Origin of the sequence: Pseudomonas promysalinigenes, assembly GCF_014269025.2 — a bacterium.
GTDB classification, from domain to species: Bacteria; Pseudomonadota; Gammaproteobacteria; order Pseudomonadales; family Pseudomonadaceae; genus Aquipseudomonas; species Aquipseudomonas promysalinigenes.
The window spans coordinates 1,587,640-1,610,826 of sequence record NZ_CP077094.1; the positions used below are offsets into that span (position 1 = coordinate 1,587,640).

The 23,187-nt window shown below is 60.4% G+C and carries 15 protein-coding genes; 12 read left to right on the forward strand and 3 right to left on the reverse strand.

Translation table 11 applies throughout. The annotated features are described in order from the left end of the window. Positions 1-143 precede the first annotated feature (143 nt). A complete protein-coding gene (locus tag HU725_RS07370) occupies positions 144-5,009 on the forward strand; it encodes an NAD-glutamate dehydrogenase (RefSeq protein ID WP_186476708.1) in 4,866 nt (1,621 codons plus the stop codon). 60 nt (positions 5,010-5,069) lie between these two features. Here the strand turns inward: HU725_RS07370 and ppsR are convergent, their stop codons facing one another. Further along, positions 5,070-5,888 (reverse strand): posphoenolpyruvate synthetase regulatory kinase/phosphorylase PpsR, encoded by an 819-nt coding sequence (gene ppsR / locus HU725_RS07375; RefSeq protein WP_060477733.1) that lies wholly within the window; start codon positions 5,886-5,888, stop codon positions 5,070-5,072. Between the two features lie 188 nt (positions 5,889-6,076). Here ppsR and ppsA point away from each other — a divergent pair, with 188 nt between their 5' ends. The 9 genes from ppsA to HU725_RS07420 all read left to right on the forward strand — a co-directional run bounded on the left by ppsA (position 6,077) and on the right by HU725_RS07420 (position 15,867). Further along, positions 6,077-8,452 (forward strand): phosphoenolpyruvate synthase, encoded by a 2,376-nt coding sequence (gene ppsA, locus HU725_RS07380; protein WP_060477732.1) that lies wholly within the window; start codon positions 6,077-6,079, stop codon positions 8,450-8,452. Between the two features lie 102 nt (positions 8,453-8,554). Continuing rightward, positions 8,555-9,547: an alpha/beta fold hydrolase gene (locus tag HU725_RS07385; RefSeq protein ID WP_225915519.1), complete on the forward strand. Its 993-nt coding sequence runs from the start codon at positions 8,555-8,557 to the stop codon at positions 9,545-9,547. A 282-nt stretch (positions 9,548-9,829) separates the two neighbouring features. Then, positions 9,830-10,321: a ribonuclease E activity regulator RraA gene (gene rraA / locus HU725_RS07390; protein ID WP_060477730.1), complete on the forward strand. Its 492-nt coding sequence runs from the start codon at positions 9,830-9,832 to the stop codon at positions 10,319-10,321. Between the two features lie 27 nt (positions 10,322-10,348). Next, the gene (gene cmaX, locus HU725_RS07395) at positions 10,349-11,344 is read left to right on the forward strand and encodes a divalent cation transporter CmaX (protein ID WP_060477729.1); all 996 of its coding nucleotides are present in this window, start codon (positions 10,349-10,351) and stop codon (positions 11,342-11,344) included. Between the two features lie 93 nt (positions 11,345-11,437). Continuing rightward, positions 11,438-11,701 carry a hypothetical protein gene (locus HU725_RS07400; RefSeq protein ID WP_060477728.1) on the forward strand — a complete coding sequence of 88 codons (264 nt, stop codon included), beginning with the start codon at positions 11,438-11,440 and terminating at the stop codon, positions 11,699-11,701. A gap of 2 nt (positions 11,702-11,703) precedes the next feature. Beyond that, positions 11,704-12,528, forward strand: coding sequence for a mechanosensitive ion channel family protein (locus tag HU725_RS07405; protein WP_060477727.1), 825 nt, complete (start codon positions 11,704-11,706; stop codon positions 12,526-12,528). A gap of 113 nt (positions 12,529-12,641) precedes the next feature. Continuing rightward, positions 12,642-13,208, forward strand: a complete 567-nt coding sequence (gene sigX / locus HU725_RS07410; RefSeq protein WP_060477726.1) for an RNA polymerase sigma factor SigX — start codon at positions 12,642-12,644, stop codon at positions 13,206-13,208. A 109-nt stretch (positions 13,209-13,317) separates the two neighbouring features. Continuing rightward, positions 13,318-14,358, forward strand: coding sequence for an OmpA family protein (locus HU725_RS07415; RefSeq protein ID WP_060477725.1), 1,041 nt, complete (start codon positions 13,318-13,320; stop codon positions 14,356-14,358). Between the two features lie 483 nt (positions 14,359-14,841). After that, a complete protein-coding gene (locus HU725_RS07420) occupies positions 14,842-15,867 on the forward strand; it encodes a quinone-dependent dihydroorotate dehydrogenase (RefSeq protein WP_060477724.1) in 1,026 nt (341 codons plus the stop codon). An 89-nt stretch (positions 15,868-15,956) separates the two neighbouring features. On the opposite strand, the gene rmf is transcribed toward HU725_RS07420, so the two are convergent. Beyond that, positions 15,957-16,172 (reverse strand): ribosome modulation factor, encoded by a 216-nt coding sequence (rmf, locus tag HU725_RS07425; RefSeq protein WP_079227119.1) that lies wholly within the window; start codon positions 16,170-16,172, stop codon positions 15,957-15,959. A gap of 565 nt (positions 16,173-16,737) precedes the next feature. On the opposite strand from rmf, the gene rlmKL reads away from it, so the two are divergent. After that, on the forward strand, positions 16,738-18,930 hold the full coding sequence (gene rlmKL, locus HU725_RS07430; protein ID WP_186476710.1) for a bifunctional 23S rRNA (guanine(2069)-N(7))-methyltransferase RlmK/23S rRNA (guanine(2445)-N(2))-methyltransferase RlmL: 2,193 nt from the start codon (positions 16,738-16,740) through the stop codon (positions 18,928-18,930). 93 nt (positions 18,931-19,023) lie between these two features. Continuing rightward, positions 19,024-21,417: a sensor domain-containing diguanylate cyclase gene (locus HU725_RS07435; protein WP_186476711.1), complete on the forward strand. Its 2,394-nt coding sequence runs from the start codon at positions 19,024-19,026 to the stop codon at positions 21,415-21,417. A 130-nt stretch (positions 21,418-21,547) separates the two neighbouring features. Here the strand turns inward: HU725_RS07435 and dacB are convergent, their stop codons facing one another. Further along, positions 21,548-23,011: a D-alanyl-D-alanine carboxypeptidase/D-alanyl-D-alanine endopeptidase gene (gene dacB / locus HU725_RS07440; protein ID WP_186476712.1), complete on the reverse strand. Its 1,464-nt coding sequence runs from the start codon at positions 23,009-23,011 to the stop codon at positions 21,548-21,550. Positions 23,012-23,187: the final 176 nt, after the last annotated feature.

Below are 23,187 nucleotides of genomic sequence, written 5' to 3' on the forward strand. Positions count from 1 at the left end.
GCTTCGCCAAGCCCGAACGTGGATGGCACGTTCGATGTCTGGTTTTTTGCGTCCGGCTTGCCACGGGTTGGCTATGGTTGATCGGTACAAGGCGGACGTGCACGACGCTACAACCAATACAAAGCCCAAGCGGAGTACCACAGATGGCGTTTTTCACCGCAGCCAGCAAAGCCGACTTCCAGCATCAACTGAAAGCGGCCCTGGCGCAGCACATCAGCGAACAGTCCCTGCCACAAGTGGCGCTGTTCGCCGACCAGTTCTTCGGCATCATCTCCATGGACGAGCTTACCCAGCGCCGGCTCTCGGACCTGGCCGGTTGCACCCTGTCGGCATGGCGCATCATCGAGCGCTTCGACCCACAACAGCCGCAGGTGCGGGTGTACAACCCCGACTACGAACGCAATGGCTGGCAGTCCACCCACACTGTTGTGGAGGTACTGCACCACGACTTGCCGTTCCTGGTGGACTCGGTGCGTACTGAGCTCAATCGCCGCGGCTACAGCATTCATACCCTGCAGACTACGGTGCTGAGCGTGCGCCGGGGCGCCAATGGCGAGTTGCTCGAGCTGCTGCCCAAGGGCACCCAGGGCGAGGGCGTAGGCCACGAATCGCTGATGTACTTGGAGATCGACCGCTGTGCCAACGCTGCCGAGCTCAGCGTGCTGACCCGCGAGATCGAGCAGGTGCTGGCCGAAGTGCGCGTGGCGGTCGCTGATTTCGAACCGATGAAAGCCAAGCTGCGTGACGTCGTTGCCCAGGTGGAAAACACCGCCTATGGCCCCGCCCAGCACGAGAAGGGCGAGGTCAAGGCATTCCTCGAATGGCTGCTGGACAACCATTTCACCTTCCTCGGCTATGAAGAATTCACCGTCCAGGCCGACAGCTCCGGCGGCCAGATGGTCTACGACGAGCAATCGTTCCTGGGTCTGCCGCGTCGCTTGCGCGTGGGCCTTACGGCTGAAGAGCTGCGCATCGAAGACTATGCGGTGGCCTATCTCAACGAGCCGTTGCTGCTGTCTTTCGCCAAGGCCGCGCTGCCCAGCCGTGTACATCGCCCTGCTTACCCGGATTATGTGTCGATTCGCCAATTGGGCGAGGACGGCAAGGTCATCAAGGAACACCGCTTCATGGGCCTGTATACCTCGTCGGTGTACGGCGAGAGTGTGCATGCCATCCCGTACATTCGCGTCAAGGTCGCCGAGGTGGAGCGCCGCTCAGGTTTCGATCCCAAGGCGCACCTTGGCAAAGAGCTGGCCCAGGTGCTGGAGGTGCTGCCGCGCGACGATCTGTTCCAGACCCCGATCGACGAGCTGTTCAACACCGTGATGTCGATCGTGCAGATCCAGGAGCGCAACAAGATCCGCGTGTTCTTGCGCAAAGACCCTTATGGCCGCTTCTGCTACTGCCTGGCTTACGTGCCCCGAGAGATCTACTCCACCGAGGTGCGGCAGAAAATCCAGCAAGTGCTGATGGAGCGCCTGAAGGCCAGCGACTGCGAGTTCTGGACGTTCTTCTCCGAATCGGTGCTGGCCCGCGTGCAGTTGATTCTTCGGGTGGACCCAAAGAACCGCATCGATATCGACCCGCAACAGCTGGAAAACGAAGTGATTCAGGCCTGCCGCTCGTGGCAGGACGATTACTCGGCGCTGGTGGTGGAAAACTTTGGCGAAGCTCAGGGCACCAACATCCTCGCGGACTTCCCCAAAGGCTTCCCCGCAGGCTACCGCGAGCGCTTCCCGGCCCATTCGGCCGTAGTCGACCTGCAGCATGTGCTCGCGTTGTCGCAGAGCAAGCCACTGGCGATGAGCTTCTATCAGCCGCTTACGCGCCTGGGTGAACGCCTGCTGCACTGCAAGCTGTATCACGCCGATACACCGCTGGCGCTCTCGGATGTTCTGCCGATTCTGGAAAACCTCGGCCTGCGGGTGCTCGGCGAGTTTCCCTACCGCCTGCGCCACGCCAACGGGCGTGAGTACTGGATCCACGACTTCGCGTTCACCTACAGCGAAGGCCTGAGCCTGGATATCCAGCAGCTCAACGACGTTCTGCAGGATGCTTTCGTCCACATCGTCAACGGCGATGCCGAGAACGATGCGTTCAACCGCCTGGTGCTCACCGCCGGCCTGCCATGGCGTGACGTGGCTCTGCTGCGCGCCTATGCCCGCTATCTCAAGCAGATCCGCCTGGGCTTCGACCTCGGCTACATCGCCAGCACCCTGAACAACCATACCGACATCGCTCGTGAGCTGACGCGGTTGTTCAAGACCCGCTTCTATCTGGCGCGCAAGCTGACCGTCGATGACCTGGACGATAAGCAACAGCGCCTGGAGCAGGCGATTCTCGCGGCCCTGGACGAGGTGCAGGTACTCAACGAAGACCGCATCCTGCGCCGCTACCTCGACCTGATCAAAGCAACGCTGCGTACCAACTTCTATCAGCCCGATGCCAACGGCCAGAGCAAGTCGTACTTCAGCTTCAAGTTCAACCCGCGGCTGATCCCTGAACTGCCCAAACCGGTGCCGAAGTTCGAGATATTCGTTTATTCACCACGGGTCGAGGGCGTGCACCTACGCTTTGGCAACGTCGCCCGTGGCGGCCTGCGCTGGTCGGATCGTGAGGAAGACTTCCGCACTGAAGTCCTGGGCCTGGTCAAAGCCCAGCAAGTGAAGAACTCTGTCATCGTCCCGGTGGGTGCCAAGGGTGGGTTCCTGCCGCGCAGGCTGCCGTTGGGTGGCACCCGCGACGAGATCGCCGCCGAGGGCGTGGCCTGCTATCGCATTTTCATCAGCGGCCTGCTGGATATCACCGACAACCTCAAGGATGGAGGCGTGGTGCCGCCGGCCAACGTGGTACGCCACGATGATGACGATCCGTACCTGGTGGTGGCCGCCGACAAGGGCACTGCGACCTTCTCCGACATCGCCAACGGTATTGCCATCGATTACGGCTTCTGGCTGGGTGATGCTTTCGCCTCCGGCGGTTCGGCCGGGTATGATCACAAAAAGATGGGCATCACCGCGCGCGGTGCCTGGGTGGGTGTGCAGCGTCACTTCCGTGAACGCGGTATCAACGTGCAGCAGGACCCGATTACCGTGATTGGCGTCGGCGACATGGCCGGTGACGTGTTCGGCAACGGTTTGTTGATGTCTGACAAGCTGCAGTTGGTGGCAGCGTTCAACCATCTGCATATCTTCATCGACCCCAACCCGGACCCGGCTACCAGCTTTGCCGAGCGCAAACGCTTGTTCGACCTGCCGCGTTCGGCCTGGACCGACTACGACACCAGCATCATGTCCGAAGGCGGGGGGATCTTCCCACGCAGCGCCAAGAGTATCGCCATCAGCCCGCAGATGAAGGAGCGCTTCGCCATCGAGGCGGATCGGCTGACTCCAACCGAGTTGCTGCATGCGCTGCTCAAGGCACCGGTGGACCTGCTGTGGAACGGTGGTATCGGCACCTACGTCAAGGCCAGCAGCGAAAGCCATGCCGATGTTGGCGACAAGGCCAACGACGCGTTGCGGGTCAATGGCAACGAACTGCGTTGCAAGGTGGTAGGCGAGGGCGGCAACCTCGGCATGACCCAGCTTGGGCGTGTTGAATTCGGCCTCAATGGCGGGGCTACCAATACCGACTTCATCGATAACGCCGGTGGCGTGGACTGCTCCGACCACGAGGTCAACATCAAGATCCTGCTCAATGAAGTGGTGCAGGGTGGCGACATGACCGAGAAGCAGCGTAACCAGCTGCTGGGCAGCATGACCGAGGAAGTGGGCAGCCTGGTGCTGGGCAACAACTACAAACAGACCCAAGCCCTGTCCCTGGCAGCGCGCCGCGCCCGCGAGCGGATCGCCGAATACAAGCGCCTGATGGCTGACCTGGAAAGCCGTGGCAAACTGGACCGGGCCATCGAGTTTCTGCCTTCCGAAGAGCAATTGGCCGAGCGCCTGGCCGCAGGCCATGGCCTGACCCGGGCCGAGCTGTCGGTATTGATTTCGTACAGCAAGATCGACCTCAAGGAGCAGTTGCTCAAGTCGCTGGTGCCGGACGACGACTACCTCACCCGTGACATGGAAACCGCTTTCCCGCCGTCGCTGGTCAGCAAGTTCGCCGACGCCATGCGTCGTCACCGCCTCAAGCGTGAAATCGTCAGCACCCAGATCGCCAACGACCTGGTCAACAACATGGGCATCACCTTCGTCCAGCGTTTGAAGGAGTCCACCGGCATGAGCCCGGCCAACGTTGCCGGGGCCTATGTGATCGTGCGCGACATCTTCCACCTGCCGCACTGGTTCCGCCAGATCGAGGCGCTGGACTATCAGGTGCCGGCAGATATCCAGCTGACCTTGATGGACGAGCTGATGCGCCTGGGCCGCCGTGCCACCCGCTGGTTCCTGCGTAGCCGGCGCAACGAGCAGGATGCAGGGCGCGACACTGCGCACTTCGGGCCAAAGATCGCTCAGCTGGGGCTCAAGCTCGACGAGCTGCTCGAAGGGCCGACCCGTGAGCGCTGGATGGTGCGCTACCAGAGCTTTGTCGACGCCGGTGTACCCGAGTTGCTGGCGCGCATGGTTGCAGGCACCACCCACCTGTACACCCTGCTGCCGATCATCGAAGCCTCGGATGTGACCGGCCATGACCCGGCTCAGGTGGCCAAGGCGTTCTTCGCCGTGGGTAGTGCACTGGACCTGACCTGGTACTTGCAGGAAATCAGCAACCTGCCGGTGGAAAACAACTGGCAGGCCCTTGCCCGCGAGGCATTCCGCGACGACATCGACCTGCAGCAGCGAGCGATCACCATTTCCGTGCTGCAAATGGCCGATGCCCCGCAAGACATGGACGCACGGGTGGCGCTGTGGGCCGAGCAGCATCGGGTGATGGTAGAGCGCTGGCGTGCCATGCTCGACGACCTGCGCAATGCCACGGGTAACGACTATGCGATGTATGCGGTGGCCAACCGCGAGCTGGTCGACCTGGCAATGAGTGGGCAGGCGGCGGCGGTGCCGTCCTAAAACAAAGCCCCGGCAGTGATGCCGGGGCTTTTTTATTGCTGTAGCGCCTCTTTGGCAGGCTTACTTGAACCTGCGCTCCACACCTTTTTCCACCAGAATTTTCGCCGAAATCTCTTCCACCGAAAAATGCGTGGAATTGATGTTGGGGATGTTCTCACGGCGGAACAGGCTCTCCACCTCGCGTACCTCGAATTCGCACTGGGCAAAGCTTGAATAGCGGCTGTTGGGCTTGCGCTCGTGGCGGATGGCGGTCAGGCGGTCGGGGTCGATGGTCAGCCCGAACAGCTTGTGATGGTACTTCTTCAATACCGCCGGCAGTTGCAGGCGTTCCATGTCGTCTTCGGTCAGCGGATAGTTCGCTGCGCGGATACCGAACTGCATAGCCATGTACAGGCAGGTCGGGGTCTTGCCACAGCGTGACACGCCCACCAGGATGAGGTCGGCTTTGTCGTAATAGTGAGTGCGTGCGCCGTCGTCGTTATCCAGGGCGAAATTCACCGCTTCGATGCGCTCCATGTAATTGGAGTTGCCGCCGATTGAGTGAGATTTGCCCACCGAATACGACGAATGGGCAGTCAATTCCTGCTCGAGCGGGGATAAAAACGTCGAAAAGATGTCGATCATGAACCCGTTCGACGTCGCCAGGATCTCGCGGATGTCCTGATTGACGATGGTGTCGAAGATGATCGGGCGCATGCCGTCACGCTCTGCCGCCGTGTTGATTTGCTGCACCATCGCACGGGCTTTGTCGGGGCTATCGATGTACGGGCGGGTAAATTTATTGAAAGGAATGCTCTCGAATTGAGCGAGTAGGCTCTGGCCCAGGGTTTCGGCTGTGATGCCGGTGCCATCGGAGATGAAGAACGCGGTTCGTTTCATTTGCGATCTGGGCCTTAAGCTGATGTCGTTTCTTGGATATGATAAGTTCGGTTTGCCGAATGCGGCTGTCGGCATTCTGCCATATTTTGCGAATCTATTTTCCAGGTACAGGCCACCAGCGTCCGGCCAAGTCACAGCGGCAGGCGGGCGCCCCAGCGCTTTTCCCAACAGTTAGTGGAGAGATCACCTTGGTAGAGTACGTAGTTTCCCTCGATAAGCTCGGCGTCCATGATGTAGAGCACGTGGGGGGCAAGAACGCATCCCTGGGCGAGATGATCAGTAACCTCGTCGGTAAAGGCGTGTCGGTACCGGGCGGCTTTGCCACTACGGCTCAGGCATACCGCGACTTCCTCGAGCAAAGTGGCCTGAACGACAAGATCCACGCGGCCCTCGATGCCTTGGATGTAGACGACGTCAACGCCCTGGCCAAGACTGGCGCGCAAATCCGCCAATGGGTGATGGAGGCTGAATTCCCGGCACGCCTTGATTCGGAAATCCGAACCGCGTTCGCCGAAATGTCCAAGGGCAATGACAATATCGCTGTGGCCGTGCGTTCCTCGGCCACCGCCGAAGACCTGCCGGACGCCTCGTTCGCCGGTCAACAGGAAACCTTCCTGAATATCCGCGGCGTCGACAACGTGATCCGTGCGGCCAAGGAAGTGTTCGCCTCGCTGTTCAACGACCGTGCCATTGCCTATCGCGTCCACCAGGGCTTCGACCACAAGCTGGTGGCTCTGTCCGCAGGCGTGCAGCGCATGGTCCGCTCCGAAACCGGTACCGCTGGGGTGATGTTCACCCTCGACACCGAGTCGGGTTTCCGTGACGTGGTGTTCATCACCGGCGCCTATGGCCTGGGTGAAACCGTGGTGCAGGGTGCGGTCAACCCGGACGAATTCTACGTTCACAAGCAAACCCTCAAGGCTGGCCGCCCGGCCATCCTGCGCCGCAACCTGGGTAGCAAGGCCATCAAGATGGTCTATGGCGATGAAGCCAAGGCCGGCCGCTCGGTCAAGACCGTGGAAGTCGAGCGTGCCGAGCGCGCGCGTTTCTGCCTGAGCGACGAAGAAGTCAACGAGCTGGCCAAGCAGGCGATGATCATCGAAGAGCACTACCAGCGCCCGATGGACATCGAGTGGGCCAAGGATGGTGACGACGGCCAGCTGTACATCGTCCAGGCCCGCCCCGAGACCGTGAAGAGCCGCGCCAGCGCCAACGTCATGGAGCGTTACCTGCTCAAAGAAAAGGGCACCGTTCTGGTGGAAGGTCGCGCCATCGGCCAACGCATTGGTGCAGGCAAGGTGCGTGTGATCAACGACGTGTCCGAGATGGACAAAGTGCAGCCGGGCGACGTGCTGGTTTCCGATATGACCGACCCGGACTGGGAGCCTGTGATGAAGCGCGCCAGCGCCATCGTCACCAACCGCGGCGGGCGTACCTGCCACGCCGCTATCATCGCGCGTGAGCTGGGCATTCCAGCCGTAGTTGGTTGCGGCAACGCCACTCAGGTGCTCAAGGACGGTCAGGGCGTGACGGTGTCCTGCGCCGAGGGCGACACCGGTTTCATCTTCGAAGGTGAGCTGGGCTTTGACGTCAAGCAGAACTCGGTGGATGCCATGCCAGAGCTGCCGTTCAAAATCATGATGAACGTCGGCAACCCCGACCGTGCCTTCGACTTCGCCCAGTTGCCCAATGCCGGCGTTGGTTTGGCGCGCCTGGAGTTCATCATCAACCGTATGATCGGCGTGCACCCCAAGGCACTGCTGAACTACGCCGGGCTGCCACCGGAGCTTAAAGAGAGCGTCGACAAGCGTATCGCCGGTTATCACGACCCGGTCGGCTTCTATGTCGAAAAACTGGTGGAGGGTATCAGCACCTTGGCTGCGGCCTTCTACCCGAAAAAGGTCATCGTGCGCCTGTCGGACTTCAAGTCCAACGAGTACGCCAACCTGATTGGCGGAAAGCTTTACGAACCGGAAGAAGAAAACCCGATGCTGGGCTTCCGCGGGGCTTCGCGATACATCAGCGAGTCGTTCCGTGACTGCTTCGAGCTCGAGTGCCGAGCCCTCAAGCGCGTGCGCAACGAGATGGGCCTGACCAACGTCGAGATCATGGTGCCGTTCGTGCGGACCCTGGGCGAGGCCAGCCAGGTGGTCGATCTGCTGGCTGAAAACGGGTTGGCCCGTGGCGATAACGGTCTGCGCGTAATCATGATGTGCGAACTGCCGTCCAACGCGATCCTTGCCGAAGAGTTCCTCGAATATTTCGACGGTTTCTCCATCGGCTCCAACGACCTGACTCAGCTGACCCTGGGCCTGGACCGCGACTCTGGCATCATTGCCCACCTGTTCGATGAGCGAAACCCTGCGGTGAAGAAACTGCTGGCCAACGCCATTGCCGCGTGCAACAAGGCTGGCAAGTACATCGGCATCTGCGGTCAGGGCCCCTCGGACCACCCGGACCTGGCCAAATGGCTGATGGAGCAGGGCATCGAAAGCGTGTCGCTGAACCCGGATTCGGTTCTGGAAACCTGGTTCTTCCTGGCCGAAGGCCAAGGCGCGGCCTGATACGGTAAATTGCGTGGGCGCATCTGGCGCGCCCACGCCTGGTTTTTTCCAGGGCGGGTTCCAGCGATGGATCACGCCCTTTTTTGTGCATCAAGCAACCTTATGCAAAGCAGCAGCAATCTTTTTCCCGTGGCCTTGCTCAGTGCCGAGCGCCGCGGTGACCTCAGTGAAGACGTATATCGCATCAAAGCCGGCAACAGCCCCGACGCCAGCGTCGAATTGGCTGTGACCCGTCTGGGGCTGGCCGATCATGGCCGGGCCGAGGGGGTGCCGGTAATTCTGCTGCACGGTAGCTTCTCGAACCGGCGTTTCTGGTATTCGCCCAAGGGTATTGGCCTGGGCGCAGAACTGGCGCGGGCCGGGTTCGATGTATGGGTACCTGAGATGCGCGGGCATGGTTTATCGCCGCGCAACAATGCCTGGAAGCACAACAGCGTGAGCGACTACGCACGCTATGACTTGCCGTTGATCGCAGCATTCGTGGCTGAACAAACCGGGCAGGTGCCGCACTGGGTCGGCCACTCGCTGGGCGGTACGACGTTGGTCGCGGCCCTGGGTGGTGGCTACCTCAGGGCTGACCAAGTGGCCAGCCTTGCGTTGTTCGGTACCCAGGTCAGCCGGGTGTACTGGCCTTTGAAGGTGCCGCCGCTAACCTGGGGTGCGAAGCTGTTGCTCAAGCGTTGGGGGCAGATTTCGGGGCCGCGCTTCAAGCGTGGGCCGGAGGACGAGCCGATTGGCGTGGCCCTGGAGAGCATGCGATGGCACGGCCTGTTTGGACGTTTTGGTGACAAACAGGGCGACTGGTGGGCGGGCTTGGCCGAGGTTGATGTGCCGCTATTGGCCGTGGCCGGGGCCGGCGACTTCCAGGACCCGGTGTGGGCCTGCCGTAAGCTGTTCGACCAGTTCGGTGGCGAGCGCAAGCAGTTCCTGCGCCTGGGCGTCGAACAGGGCTTCGAGGCCTTCGGTCACGTCGACATGCTGGTAAGCAAGGCGGCACAGGCGCAGGTCTGGCCGTTGGTGCAGCGCTGGTTGCGCGACCCGCTGGTGCCGGTACATGAATCGACGGTGGTGCGCGAGGCGGTGCCTGTCAGCTGAATACGTTTCACTGATACTCGATGCATGGCGGCTACGCGGGTTTTGGGGTTGTAAGGGCTCGTTTTGGTAGCAACTGGCTTGCCGACCTGTACCGGCCGCTTAGCGGGTAAATCCACGTATTGGGCTCATTTGCATGCATGCGCAGCATCTGTGGTGGCCGGCTCAACCGCGAAGAACCCAATGCGGGTGAAACATGACCTGCCGGTCTCGGATGACTACACCCGCGTCTACGGTGTAGCCTTGGCCAACACCCGCTTTCGTTGTGACTGACAGGAGCTTCCCATGCAGCATTACGTAACGCCCGACCTGTGTGACGCCTACCCGGACTTGGTCCAGGTGCTCGAACCTATGTTCAGCAACTTCGGTGGCCGTGATTCATTCGGTGGCCAGATCGTCACCATCAAATGCTTCGAAGACAACTCCCTGGTCAAAGAGCAGGTCGAGCTCGATGGCACTGGCAAAGTCCTGGTGGTCGATGGGGGAGGCTCGCTGCGTCGTGCGCTGCTCGGTGACATGCTCGCTGAAAAGGCAGCGAAAAATGGTTGGGAAGGCCTGGTGATCTATGGTTGCGTCCGCGATGTGGACGTGCTGATTCAGACCGACGTCGGGGTGCAAGCCTTGGCCAGCCATCCGATGAAAACCGACAAGCGCGGCATAGGCGACCTCAACGTGGCGGTCACTTTTGCAGGTGTCACTTTCCGCCCTGGTGAATACCTCTACGCCGACAACAATGGCGTGATTATCTCGCCAAGCCCACTGAAAATGCCGGAGTAACGCGCTGCTGGCGCTGATGGAGCTTTGATGTTCGAGGAAGACAACGCGCAGTGGGGGCTGGTGCATGCCCTGGTGCTCGATGGTGAAGGCGGCGCACGTGCTATTGCCCGCACCGAGCTGGATGGCCTGCAATTGCAGCCTCAGGAAAGCTTGTGGTTGCACTGGGATCGCAGTCATCCGCAAACGCGCAGTTGGCTGTTGCACGATAGTGGCTTGAGCGAGTTCGCTTGCGACTTGCTGCTCGAGGAAAACACCCGGCCGCGCTTGCTGCCTCAGCCCGGTGAACAGCTGCTGTTGTTTTTGCGTGGGGTCAACCTCAATCCGGGCGCAGAGCCTGAGGACATGGTCTCGGTGCGCATCCATGCGCAGGCGCAGCGGGTAATCTCGCTGCGCTTGCGGCCGCTGCGTGCCAGCGATGAAGTGTTGCAGCAACTGGAGGAGGGTAGAGGGCCGAAATCGGCGTCCGAACTGTTGCTGCTGATGGGCGAACTGCTGACCGAGAAAGTCCAGAGCCTGGTCAGCGACCTCTCAGAACTGGTCGACCTTGAAGAGGAAAAAGTCGAGTCCGACGAGAGGTACACCCCGGAGCATGGCAGCCTGCAGCAAATCCGTCGCCGTGCGGCGGGCTTGCGGCGGTTTCTGGCGCCGCAGAGGGAGATCTATGCGCAGTTGTCGCGCAGCAAATGGAGCTGGTTCTGCGATGCCGACGCCGATTACTGGAACGAGCTCAACAACAGCCTTATCCGCTACCTCGAAGAGCTCGAACTGACCCGCGAACGGGCAGCGTTGGTGCTGGAGAGCGAGGATCGCCGCCTCAACGAGCGGATGAACCGCACCATGTACCGTTTCGGCATCATCACTTGCATCTTCCTGCCCATGAGTTTCATCACCGGGTTGCTGGGCATCAATGTCGGTGGCATACCAGGGGCGAGCAACCCTTACGGCTTTTTGTTGGCGTGCATCGTGGTGTTGGCGCTGGCCGTGGGGCAGTGGTGGTTGTTCCGGCGGTTGCGTTGGGTATGAAGGTGCCGAGCGATCTTGAAACATTCGTTGCAGTGCGATGTGTGACCCATCGCCCGGCCATCTCGTCTCTGACTGACAATGCGCGAGGTGCCCATGCACGATCCGTTTGAACAATCTTTGCGTGACCTGCTCAACGCATCGCCCTCCGGTGAGGAGCGAGACGATGCCGCGTGCCTGGGTCGCGTGCTGAAAACCGCCAACCGCCAGGTCGGTGCCGGCGATCTGTTCAGCCTGCTTGGCCGCTGGAGCCAGGCATTGCTGATCGCCGTGAACAATGGCTCGGCGCACGTCGCGCCGGTGCGTCGACACTCTACCCGCAACGCTGCCGCTGGCAGCAAAGCAGATAAGGCCGATTGAATATGGAACTCGATCTCTGGACCCAGAGCCTGGTCACTGCGATGACCGCCCTATGGACCAAGGTAGCGAACTTCATCCCCAACCTGTTCGGCGCGCTGGTCGTGGTGCTGCTCGGTTTTGTCGTGGCCAAGCTGCTCGACACGCTGCTTTCCAAACTGCTGGCCAAGTTCGGCCTGGACCGCCTGATGGCGGGCACCGGGTTGACCAAGATGCTTGGCCGGGTTGGCATCCAGGTACCGATCTCGACGCTGATCGGCAAGATCGTCTACTGGTTCGTGCTTCTGATCTTCCTGGTTTCGGCCGCTGAATCCCTCGGCCTTGAGCGGGTTTCGGCCACTCTGGACATGCTTGCTTTATACCTGCCCAAGGTATTTGGCGCAGCGTTGGTGCTGCTGGCCGGCGTGCTGTTGGCGCAGGTGGCCAATGGCTTAGTGCGTGGCGCTGCCGAGGGTATCGGCTTGGAATACTCCGCCGGCCTTGGGCGCATCACCCAGGGCCTGGTGATCATCATCAGCATCTCGGTGGCGATCAGCCAGCTCGAGGTCAAGACCGACCTGCTCAACCATGTGATCGTCATCGGGCTGATTACCGTTGGTCTGGCCGTTGCGCTGGCCATGGGCCTCGGCAGCCGCGAAATCGCCGGGCAAATTTTGGCGGGCATTTATGTGCGTGAACTGTTCCAGGTCGGCCAGCAAGTGCGCGTTGGAGAGGTCGAAGGCATGATCGAGGAGATCGGCACGGTCAAGACGACCCTGCTGACCGATGAGGGTGAGTTGGTATCGCTGTCCAATCGCGTGCTCCTTGAGCAGCGAGTCAACAGCCGCTAACCGCACAAAAGCTGTTAATGTATGCCGCCGCGAAATCAGCCCAAGGGGGCTGAGCGGCGACATTGACCTGACTGTCGGCCAGACCTGTTTTGAATAAAGTTCATTCGCCGCCCATGCGTTATGACCCCCGCGAACTCACCGACGAGGAGTTGGTGGCGCGTTCGCATGAGGAGCTGTATCACGTTACCCGCGCCTATGAGGAGCTCATGCGGCGCTACCAGCGGACCCTTTTCAACGTCTGTGCGCGTTACCTAGGGAACGACCGCGATGCTGATGATGTCTGTCAGGAGGTGATGCTGAAGGTGCTGTATGGCCTGAAGAACTTCGAGGGTAAGTCCAAGTTCAAGACCTGGCTCTACAGCATTACCTACAACGAATGCATTACCCAGTACCGCAAGGAGCGTCGAAAACGCCGGTTGATGGATGCCTTGAGCCTGGACCCTATAGAAGAGGCGTCCGAGGAAAAGGCTCCGAAACCGGAAGAAAAAGGCGGGCTGGACAGGTGGCTGGTGCATGTGAACCCGATCGATCGGGAAATCCTGGTGCTGCGTTTTGTCGCAGAGCTGGAGTTCCAGGAGATCGCCGACATCATGCACATGGGCTTGAGCGCAACGAAAATGCGCTACAAGCGCGCCCTAGACAAGCTTCGTGAGAAATTTGCCGGATTGGATGAAACTTAGTCCGCAGCAAATATCTCTAACGAATCGGTGAGTTCTGCTAGACTTGCCGTCGAGTTGTCCCCCCGGATTGGTGGGACTGCTTAACTATCACCAGATGGGGATTTAACGGATGAAACTGAAAAACACCTTGGGCTTGGCCATTGGCTCGCTCGTCGCTGCTACTTCGTTCGGCGTTATGGCTCAAGGCCAAGGCGCGGTCGAAATCGAAGGCAACGTGACCAAGCAGTACTACGACAGCGAGCGTAACTTCAAGAACGACGGCACCAACCCTGGTGTTCGTCTGGGTTACTTCCTGACTGACGACGTATCCCTGGACCTGGGCTACAACGAAACTCACAACGCCCGTGGCGAAGTCTTCAACAAGAACATCAAAGGTTCGAAGGCCAAGCTGGACGCTACCTACCACTTCGGTACCGTTGGCGACGCTCTGCGTCCATACGTATCGGCTGGCTTCGCTCACGAGAGCCTGGGCCAAGCCACTCGTAACGGCCGTGACCACTCCACCTTCGCCAACGTTGGCGCTGGCGCCAAGTGGTACATCACCGACATGTTCTTCGCCCGTGCTGGCGTTGAAGCCAACTACAACATCGACAGCGGCTACACCGAGTGGGGTCCGTCGGTTGGTGTTGGTCTGAACTTCGGTGGCAGCGGTGGCAAAGCTCCAGCTCCAGCACCAGCTCCAGTTGCTGAAGTTTGCTCCGACTCGGACAACGACGGCGTTTGCGACAACGTCGACAAGTGCCCAGACACCCCAGCCAACGTTACCGTTGACGCTGATGGCTGCCCGGCTGTTGCCGAAGTCGTTCGCGTTGAGCTGGACGTCAAGTTCGACTTCGACAAGTCGGTCGTCAAGCCAAACAGCTACGGCGACATCAAGAACCTGGCTGACTTCATGAAGCAGTACCCACAAACCACCACCGTGGTTGAGGGTCACACTGACTCCGTAGGTCCAGACGCTTACAACCAGAAGCTGTCCGAGCGTCGTGCCAACGCTGTCAAGCAAGTGCTGACCCAGCAGTACGGCGTTGAGTCGAGCCGCGTTCAATCGGTAGGCTACGGCGAAACCCGTCCGGTTGCTGATAACGCCACCGAAGAAGGCCGCGCTATCAACCGTCGCGTTGAAGCTCAGGTAGAAGCCCAGGCCAAGTAATTGGTTTGATGCTTCAACGAAAAACCCGGCCGAGGCCGGGTTTTTCTTTGCCTGTAATTCGTGTGGCTGGCGCCGTGGCCTGCCTTTCGCGCTTATCCCTTAGCAGCGCGCAGAGCAGCACCAGATTAAGCAGCAGCGATAACATGGCCAAGGTTCGTCAGGCTCTGAGTGGCTCATCCTCAAGCAACTGGTATGAGCGACCAAGCCAATGCTGGCCTTCACCACGCTCGTTCAGCGGCTCTTAATAGCGGCGACCACCGCCGAAGCACAATCGCACAGCGCCATGGAGCCGACGTTGGGGCTGTTTTTTCCGGCGCATCGCTGCCCTGTACCCAGGCCAGAGGCGGTGTACTCAAGCATTCACCTGTCCGTTCTGACTAAGCAGTAGGCAAGTGAAGTCGCACCCCATGTGCCAAGCCCCTGTCATGCAAGGCCAGTGCTGGCTATAATCGCTGCCTCACTCACCCCGAGCCTTTCTCACCCATGTATAACCTGGCCCGCCAGCTGCTGTTCAAGCTTTCCCCGGAAACCTCCCATGACTTGTCCCTGGACCTGATCGGCGCCGGTGGCCGGCTTGGGCTCAATGGCATGCTCTGCAAGCAGCCGGCTGCGTTGCCGGTGACCGTGATGGGGTTGAACTTCGCCAACCCGGTGGGGCTGGCAGCAGGCCTGGACAAGAATGGCGCGGCCATCGACGGTTTTGCCCAGTTGGGCTTTGGTTTCGTCGAAATCGGCACCGTAACTCCGCGCCCGCAGCCAGGTAATCCCAAGCCGCGGCTGTTCCGCCTGCCGCAGGCGACCGCGATCATCAATCGCATGGGCTTCAACAACCTGGGTGTCGACCACCTGCTCGAGCGCGTGCGTGCATCGCGTTACACCGGCGTACTGGGTATCAACATCGGCAAGAACTTCGATACTCCAGTCGAGCGCGCAGTCGACGACTACCTGATCTGTCTGGACAAGGTTTACACCCAAGCCAGCTACATCACCGTGAATGTCAGCTCGCCAAATACCCCGGGCCTGCGTAGTCTGCAGTTCGGCGATTCGCTCAAGCAACTGCTCGATGCCTTGGCCGAACGACGTGAGCAGTTGGCTGCACAACATGGCAAGCGGGTACCTCTGGCAATCAAGATTGCCCCGGACATGAGCGATGAGGAAACTGCATTGGTGGCCTCGGCGCTGATGGCCTCGGGCATGGACGCGGTAATCGCCACAAACACCACGTTGAGCCGCGAAGGGGTCGAAGGCTTAGAGTTCGGTGCTGAGGCCGGTGGGCTGTCTGGTGCTCCGGTACTGCACAAGAGCACGCACATCGTGAAAGTGCTGGCTGGTGAGCTCGGTGGCAAGCTGCCGATCATCGCCGCTGGCGGTATTACCGAAGGCCGTCATGCAGCCGAGAAAATCGCAGCAGGCGCGAGCCTGGTGCAAATCTACTCGGGCTTCATTTACAGGGGGCCGCAGCTGATACGCGAAGCGGTAGATGCGATCGCGGCGATGCCCAAGGCCTGAGGCAAAAAAGGGCCCCATCAAGGGGCCCCTGGGCCGAAGCCCGCCGCCCGGATGGGGCGCGCATGGTGACTCGAATTCAGTGTCCTCGTTCAGCCAACGGCGTGATTTTCGTTGAGTCTATGGATGCCAGCGGTGCCAGTCATGCCGTCCCAGTTATCGCCGCGACCTTCGCGCCAGCCATTGATCCAGGCTTGACGTACCGAAGGAAGTGTAAACGGGCAAAGTTCGCGGGATTTGCCGGTGACCCCATATTGGTAGCCACGTGAATATGCTCTTTCCAACGGATCACGCTTAAGTCTTCTCATAGGGTGTTGCCCTCACTTGTTGACTGTAATGTCCCGTCGGCCTCTCCGAGGCCGGGCAGAGTCTTTCTGCCGGTTTGCGCTCGCTGCCGGCGTGGCGAGCTGAATGTGCCGCCTCGTTGCGAAGCGGCCTGAGACCAGTTCTAACGAATGCACGTCACGGTGTGAATGATCGATTTGTCATAAGGACGTAACCTTTCCTAGGGTGAAGGGATAAGTAAATAAATGCGACTCAACCCTATTTGCGGTTTGGCCCGCACACATCGGGGTTTTGCGGAACCTTGACGTCATTTCGCCAGCGTTGCGACGGGGGCGAAGAAATATCTGGTAATGCGACGAAGGGTCACGCTGGCTCCGTAGTTCGTGGAAATTATCTGTACTGCCTGATGATCTAAGCTGTTCTTGCTACCTGGCGAGCGGCGCATCAAAACAGGCGGCCTGGCCACCCGGCTGCAATTAAGCAGCAAGGTATGGCCACTCGGATGCCTGCTCAAAGGGTATTCGGGCAAACATCGGCAAGGCGATGCGTCGCCTTGCCACTTACATAGCCCAAGGCGCTGGAAAACTCATGTCGGATCGTTTCGAACTCTATCTCACCTGCCCCAAAGGCCTCGAAGGCCTGCTTGCCGAAGAGGCCCGCGGCCTTGGCCTCGATGATGTACGCGAGCACACCTCGGCCATCCGTGGCGAGGCCGACATGGAAACTGCCTACCGCCTGTGCCTATGGTCGCGCTTGGCCAACCGAGTGTTGCTGGTGCTCAAACGCTTCACGATGAAGAATGCCGATGACCTTTACGATGGCGTGCACGCTGTCGACTGGGCCGACCACCTGGCTGCCGACGGCACGCTGGCCGTGGAGTTCAGTGGCCACGGCTCAGGTATCGACAATACCCATTTCGGGGCGCTGAAGGTCAAGGACGCCATCGTCGACAAGTTGCGCAACCGTGAGGGCCTGCGCCCATCGATTGAGAAGCTCGACCCGGATGTACGTGTTCATCTGCGCCTCGACCGAGGCGAGGCCATTCTCTCTCTCGATCTGTCTGGGCACAGCCTGCACCAGCGTGGGTATCGCCTGCAGCAAGGCGCCGCGCCGCTGAAGGAAAACCTCGCGGCTGCCGTGCTGATTCGCGCTGGCTGGCCACGTATCGCTGCCCAAGGCGGCGCCTTGGCCGACCCAATGTGCGGTGTAGGTACCTTCCTGGTGGAGGCTGCGATGATCGCTGCCGATATTGCGCCCAACCTCAAGCGTGAGCGCTGGGGTTTCAGCGCCTGGCTCGGCCATGTGCCGGCGACCTGGCGTAAAGTGCACGAACAAGCGCAGGCCCGAGCGCAGGCCGGCCTTGCCAAGCCACCGCTGTGGATTCGCGGCTATGAGGCTGACCCGCGGCTGATCCAGCCGGGGCGTAATAACGTCGAGCGCGCAGGCCTTGGCGATTGGGTCAAGATTTACCAAGGTGAAGTCAGCACCTTCGAGCCGCGCCCGGACCAGAACCAGAAAGGCCTGGTCATCAGCAACCCACCGTATGGTGAGCGCCTGGGTGACGAAGCCAGCCTGTTGTACCTTTATCAGAACCTCGGTGAACGCCTGCGCCAGGCTTGCATGGGTTGGGAAGCAGCGGTGTTCACCGGCGCACCCGAACTGGGCAAGCGCATGGGTATCCGCAGCCACAAACAATATGCCTTCTGGAACGGCGCCTTGCCGTGCAAGCTGTTGCTGTTCAAGGTGCAGCCTGACCAGTTCGTCACTGGTGAACGCCGCGAAGCTCAGCCCGAACATGGCCAGGACCGCCGCCCTGCGGCAGTCGCCAGCGTGCCGGCACGCCTATCTGAAGGCGCGCAGATGTTCGCCAACCGATTGCAGAAAAACCTCAAGCAGCTCGGTAAGTGGGCGCGTCGGGAGCAGGTCGACTGCTACCGTCTTTACGATGCCGATATGCCTGAATACGCCCTGGCGGTCGACCTGTATCACGACTGGGTGCATGTGCAGGAATACGCAGCGCCTCGCTCGATCGACCCGGACAAGGCACAGGGACGCTTGCTCGATGCCCTGGCTGCAATCCCCCAGGCCCTTGGCATTGATCCTCAACGTGTGGTGCTCAAGCGCCGTGAGCGCCAGAGCGGCACCCGTCAGTACGAGCGTCAGGCCACTGAAGGGCGTTTCCAGGAGGTCAATGAAGGTGGTGTGAAACTGCTGGTCAACCTCACTGACTACCTCGATACCGGGCTTTTCCTCGATCACCGCCCCATGCGCATGCGTATCCAGCGTGAGGCCGACGGCAAGCGTTTCCTCAACCTGTTCTGTTACACGGCCACGGCCACCGTGCATGCAGCCAAGGGCGGTGCGCGCAGTACCACCAGTGTCGACCTGTCGAAAACCTACCTGGACTGGGCGCGGCGTAATTTGTCGCTGAACGGCTTTTCCGAGCGTAACCGGCTGGAGCAGGGCGATGTAATGGCCTGGCTTGAAGCCAACCGCGACAGCTACGATCTGATCTTCATCGACCCGCCAACTTTCTCGAACTCCAAGCGCATGGAAGGTGTGTTCGACGTTCAGCGCGACCATGTGCAACTGCTTGATCTGGCAATGGCTCGTCTGGCGCCTGGGGGGGTCCTATATTTCTCCAACAACTTCCGCAAGTTCCAGCTTGATGAGCACTTGAGCACGCGCTATGTGGTCGAGGAAATCAGCGCTCAGACGCTGGACCCGGACTTCGCGCGCAACAACCGCATTCACCGCGCCTGGCGCCTGCAATTGCGCTAAGTCGAAAAGGCGCGTTGCGCGCTTAGTGGCCAATAGCTATAACTCAGCTGAGGGCCGAGATTTCGCAGGACGCTGACGTGATGAGATTGATCTATGTCGAAGTGGGGCGTACGTGCGAAGGTGTTGGGCCTGTGCAGCGAGGCATTGGCTGGCTGGGCGGTGGCGTTGGTGGCGTTGGTGGCCGGTGCTCTGCTGACGGCGGGCCTGGCCTTGGCTGCCCAGGCACTTTACAAGCAACAGCTGCGTCAGCGCTTCGAGCTGCTGGCCACTGAACGTCAAAGCCGGATTGCTGAGCGCTTCGACGATCAGGAGCAGCGCCTGGACGGGTTGCGGCGTTTTTTCACCTACTCCAGGGATATTACGCCAAGCGAGTTCGAGGGCTATGCCCGAGCCTTGCTGCAACGAACCCAGGCTTATTCCTGGGCACCGCGAGTAGAGGCGTCGCAACGACGTGAGTTCGAGCGCCAGGCCAGTGACTGGCTTGGCCACGATTACCAGATACGCCAGCTTGATGCCTCGGGTAATTGGCAGTCGGCACCTGCGCGGGATCATTACTACCCGGTGCTCTACACCCAGGCCGATGCCTTGCAAGGGCAACCTTACGGGCTCGACCTGCGCAGCCAGCCGGCACGTGAACAAACCTTGGCGCGGGCGCTGCACCCAGGCAGTATGGCGGTCTCTGCACCGCTGGACATGCTTAGTGTTGCGCCGCAGTTCAGCCGTGGGGTGATGATCGTGGCTCCGGTGTTTGCCGATGCTCAGCCCGATGGCCCCCCGCAAGGCTATGTCGTGGCGCTGATGAACATGCGCCAATTGCTCACTGAGGGCCTTCCGGCCGCCGCCGATGACAACCTGGTAGTGCGCATCACCGACCCGACTGGGCGCGGGGGTCATGAAGTGCTGTTCGACTCGCAGAACCCGGTGGCGGCACTTAGCATGGTCAGCACTCAGTTGCTGCACCTGGCCGATCACGCTTTCCAGCTGGATATTCGCCCTAGCCAGGCCTTTCAGAAGGCCAACCAGTCTTCGGCAGCTTTTGCCGTTACGTTACTGGGTGGTTTGTTGAGCCTGTTGCTGAGCACGCTTCTTTACAGTCTGTTCAGTCAACGCCAGCGCGCCTTGGCGCTGGTCGAACAGCGCACGGCGCAGTTGCAGATCAGCGAGCAGTCGTTGCGCGAAACCCACAACCGGCTGCGCAGCGTGCTGGATGCGGCAACGCAGGTAGCGATCATCGCCACCAGCCTCAAGGGCGTTATCAGCACCTTCAACACAGGTGCCGAGCGCATGCTTGGTTATTCGGCCAATCAAGCCATCGGTCATCTGCAACTTGAGGATCTGGTGTTGCCTGAGGAGCTGAACCAGCGGGCCCAAGCATTGAGCACCCGTTACGGGCGCCAAATCACCGGTGGGCAGGCGATGTTTGCCGAAACCATCCACGACAGCAGCGGTGAGCCGGTCGAGTGGACCTTGGTGCGTAAGGATGGCAGCCATTTACAAGCCAACATGCTGGTCACCGCCGTGCTCGATGAGCAGGGGCTCTGGGTAGGCTACCTGGCCATCTGCATCGACGTCACCGAGCGACGACGTGTGCTGGAAGCGTTGGCCATGCGTGATCGTCTACTGGAGAAACTCAGCGCGCAAGTACCGGGGGGGATCTATCAGTATCGGCTGGATGCCGACGGGCACTCCTGCTTCCCCTATGCGAGCCAAGGGCTGTTCGATATCTACGAAATCGACCTGCAGCTGCTGCGCAAGGATGCTACGGCGGTATTCGAGCGCATTCATCCTGACGATCTGGAGCGTGTGCGCCGCTCGGTGCGTTACTCTGCCGAACACCTGTGCGCGTGGCGCGAAGAGTACCGGGTGTGCCTGCCGCGCGCTGGGCTGCGCTGGGTGCGTGGCGAGGCGACCCCAGAGCCTGGTGAAGATGGTTGCACGCTGTGGCATGGCTACCAGACCGATATTTCTGATCTCAAAGGGGTCGAGGAAGAGTTGCGCGCGTTGTCGATTACCGACGCATTGACTGGGATACATAACCGCCGTTATTTCCAGGAGCGCTTGAGGGCCGAACTTGAACGCGCCCAGCGTGGCGGGCTGGACTTAGCCGTCATCATGCTCGACATCGATCATTTCAAGCGGATCAATGATCACCATGGCCATGCCGTGGGTGACTTGGTGCTGCGACGTTTGTGCCAGCGCATTGCTCAGCGGTTACGCCGTACCGATGTGTTCTGCCGCTTGGGGGGCGAGGAGTTCATGGTGCTGTGCCCGGGCAGCAATGCAGAACAGGCGCGGGTGCTGGCCATGGAGCTGTGGCAAGCGGTGCGTAGCGTGCCCATTGAAGGAGTGGGCAAGGTCACCGCGAGCTTCGGTGTTGCTGGCTGGCGCGAAGGAGAGGGCGCTGATGCCTTGCTGTTGCGTGCCGACGCTGGGGTGTATGCGGCCAAGCAGGCTGGCCGGGACAGAGTTGAACCCGAGCTGACCTGACAGACGCATGTGCTTGCACCGGTAGTTTCGCGGGTAAACCCGCCCCTTCACGTGAACAACTGCGCTGTAATGCGCTGCTGTTAGTGCCGGAACGGGTTTGGCCGCGAAGAGCCCGGCCCAAGCAGGCGTATCAAGGCGCTGCTGCAGTGGTGTTGTTGTTCAATTTCGGTTGGCGATACAGGTCCAGCAGAACCTGGTCGAGCACCTGCGAGGCGCCCCAGGGTTTCGGGTCGTTGAGGATCGCTGCTACTGCCCAGGTCTTACCGTTGCTGTCGCGGCTGAAGCCGGCGATGGCTCGCACGGTGTTCAGGGTACCGGTCTTGATATGGCCCTCACCTGCCATGGCAGTGCGCTTGAGGCGCTTGCGCATGGTGCCATCCATGCCTACCAGCGGCATCGAGCTGATGAACTCGGCCGAATAGGGGCTGTTCCATGCCGCTTGCAGTAGCGCGGCCATCTCGCGGGTGCTGACCCGCTCGGCGCGGGACAGGCCTGAGCCGTTCTCCATCACCAGATGTGGAGCGGTGATACCTTTTTTCGCCAGCCACTGGCGTATCACACGCTGCGCGGCCCGTGCGTCGTCGCCATCGGCGTCGGTGCGGAACTGCGCGCCCAGGCTGAGGAACAGCTGCCTGGCCATGGTGTTGTTGCTGTATTTGTTGATGTCGCGGATCACTTCCACCAGGTCCGGTGAGAAAGCACGTGCCAGCAGGCGTGCGCTCTTGGGCACGTTTTCCACGCGATCGCGGCCCTGGATGCTGCCACCAAGCTCGTTCCAGATTGCCCGCACGGCCCCGGCAGCGTAGGTCGGGTGGTCCAGCAAGGACAAATAGGTCTGCGAGTTGCAGCCATCGGCCAGCTGACCTGTGACGGTCACACTGACGCCGTCAGCCTGCTGCACAGGGTTGTAGCGTACGTCGCCGCTGCATTGCTTGCCTGCCACGGCCTTGACCTGGTTGTCGATGCGAATGCTTGCGATCGGTGGTTCCACGGCAACGGTAACTTTGCCTCCATCGTTGCGAGCGACGAAGCGCAGAGCCTTGAGGTTGATCATCAGTGAATCGGGCTTGACTAGAAACGGCTTGTTGACGTCGCCGCCGTCATCATCGAACTGGGGCAGGTTGGGTTGCACGAAATGGCTGCGGTCCAGTACCAAGTCGCCGGTGACGGTGCGCACGCCATTGGCGCGCAGGTCACGCATCAGCAGCCAGAGCTTTTCCATGTTCAGTTTGGGGTCGCCGCCGCCCTTGAGGTACAGGTTGCCGTTAAGCACCCCATTGCTAAGGGTGCCATCGGTGTAGAACTCGGTTTTCCATTGAAAGGTCGGGCCGAGTAATTCAAGGGCGGCGTAAGTGGTGACCAGCTTCATGGTCGAGGCCGGGTTCACCGATACATCGGCATTGAACACGGTCGCAGTGCCCGGGCCATTCAACGGCAGCATCACCAGCGAGAGGGCGCTGTCCTGTAACTTGTTGGCCTTGAGCGCCTGCTGAACCTTAGGCGGCAGGTTGGTATTGACGGCGGCAGCCTGGCTGGTTAGCGCGAGGGGCAGCAGCAGGCTGGCAAGAACGAGAGGGCGGAGCTGTTTGATCATAAGAAGTAAACACCCTGCAGACGAGGGAAAAAGACACAGGGGCTGTAAGAGATGATCGCCCCAGGATGAAATATAGAGCGCATTATGCCCCAAGCGCAGCGTTGATGTGCCACGTTCGACGGAAAAGCGCCTTTGTAGCGCGGAAACTGTTAAAGTGCCGCGCGTAATTACTTAAG

What these genes read in the sequence shown, in the direction of transcription:
- HU725_RS07420 (WP_060477724.1), top strand. Translation starts at nt 14,842, where the DNA reads ATGTATAACCTGGCCCGCCAGCTGCTGTTCAAGCTTTCCCCGGAAACC.
- dacB (WP_186476712.1), bottom strand. Translation starts at nt 23,011, where the DNA reads ATGATCAAACAGCTCCGCCCTCTCGTTCTTGCCAGCCTGCTGCTGCCC.
- HU725_RS07400 (WP_060477728.1), top strand. Translation starts at nt 11,438, where the DNA reads ATGCACGATCCGTTTGAACAATCTTTGCGTGACCTGCTCAACGCATCG.
- HU725_RS07405 (WP_060477727.1), top strand. Translation starts at nt 11,704, where the DNA reads ATGGAACTCGATCTCTGGACCCAGAGCCTGGTCACTGCGATGACCGCC.
- HU725_RS07435 (WP_186476711.1), top strand. Translation starts at nt 19,024, where the DNA reads ATGTCGAAGTGGGGCGTACGTGCGAAGGTGTTGGGCCTGTGCAGCGAG.
- HU725_RS07415 (WP_060477725.1), top strand. Translation starts at nt 13,318, where the DNA reads ATGAAACTGAAAAACACCTTGGGCTTGGCCATTGGCTCGCTCGTCGCT.
- ppsR (WP_060477733.1), bottom strand. Translation starts at nt 5,888, where the DNA reads ATGAAACGAACCGCGTTCTTCATCTCCGATGGCACCGGCATCACAGCC.
- rmf (WP_079227119.1), bottom strand. Translation starts at nt 16,172, where the DNA reads ATGAGAAGACTTAAGCGTGATCCGTTGGAAAGAGCATATTCACGTGGC.
- HU725_RS07370 (WP_186476708.1), top strand. Translation starts at nt 144, where the DNA reads ATGGCGTTTTTCACCGCAGCCAGCAAAGCCGACTTCCAGCATCAACTG.
- cmaX (WP_060477729.1), top strand. Translation starts at nt 10,349, where the DNA reads ATGTTCGAGGAAGACAACGCGCAGTGGGGGCTGGTGCATGCCCTGGTG.
- sigX (WP_060477726.1), top strand. Translation starts at nt 12,642, where the DNA reads ATGCGTTATGACCCCCGCGAACTCACCGACGAGGAGTTGGTGGCGCGT.
- HU725_RS07385 (WP_225915519.1), top strand. Translation starts at nt 8,555, where the DNA reads ATGCAAAGCAGCAGCAATCTTTTTCCCGTGGCCTTGCTCAGTGCCGAG.
- rraA (WP_060477730.1), top strand. Translation starts at nt 9,830, where the DNA reads ATGCAGCATTACGTAACGCCCGACCTGTGTGACGCCTACCCGGACTTG.
- rlmKL (WP_186476710.1), top strand. Translation starts at nt 16,738, where the DNA reads ATGTCGGATCGTTTCGAACTCTATCTCACCTGCCCCAAAGGCCTCGAA.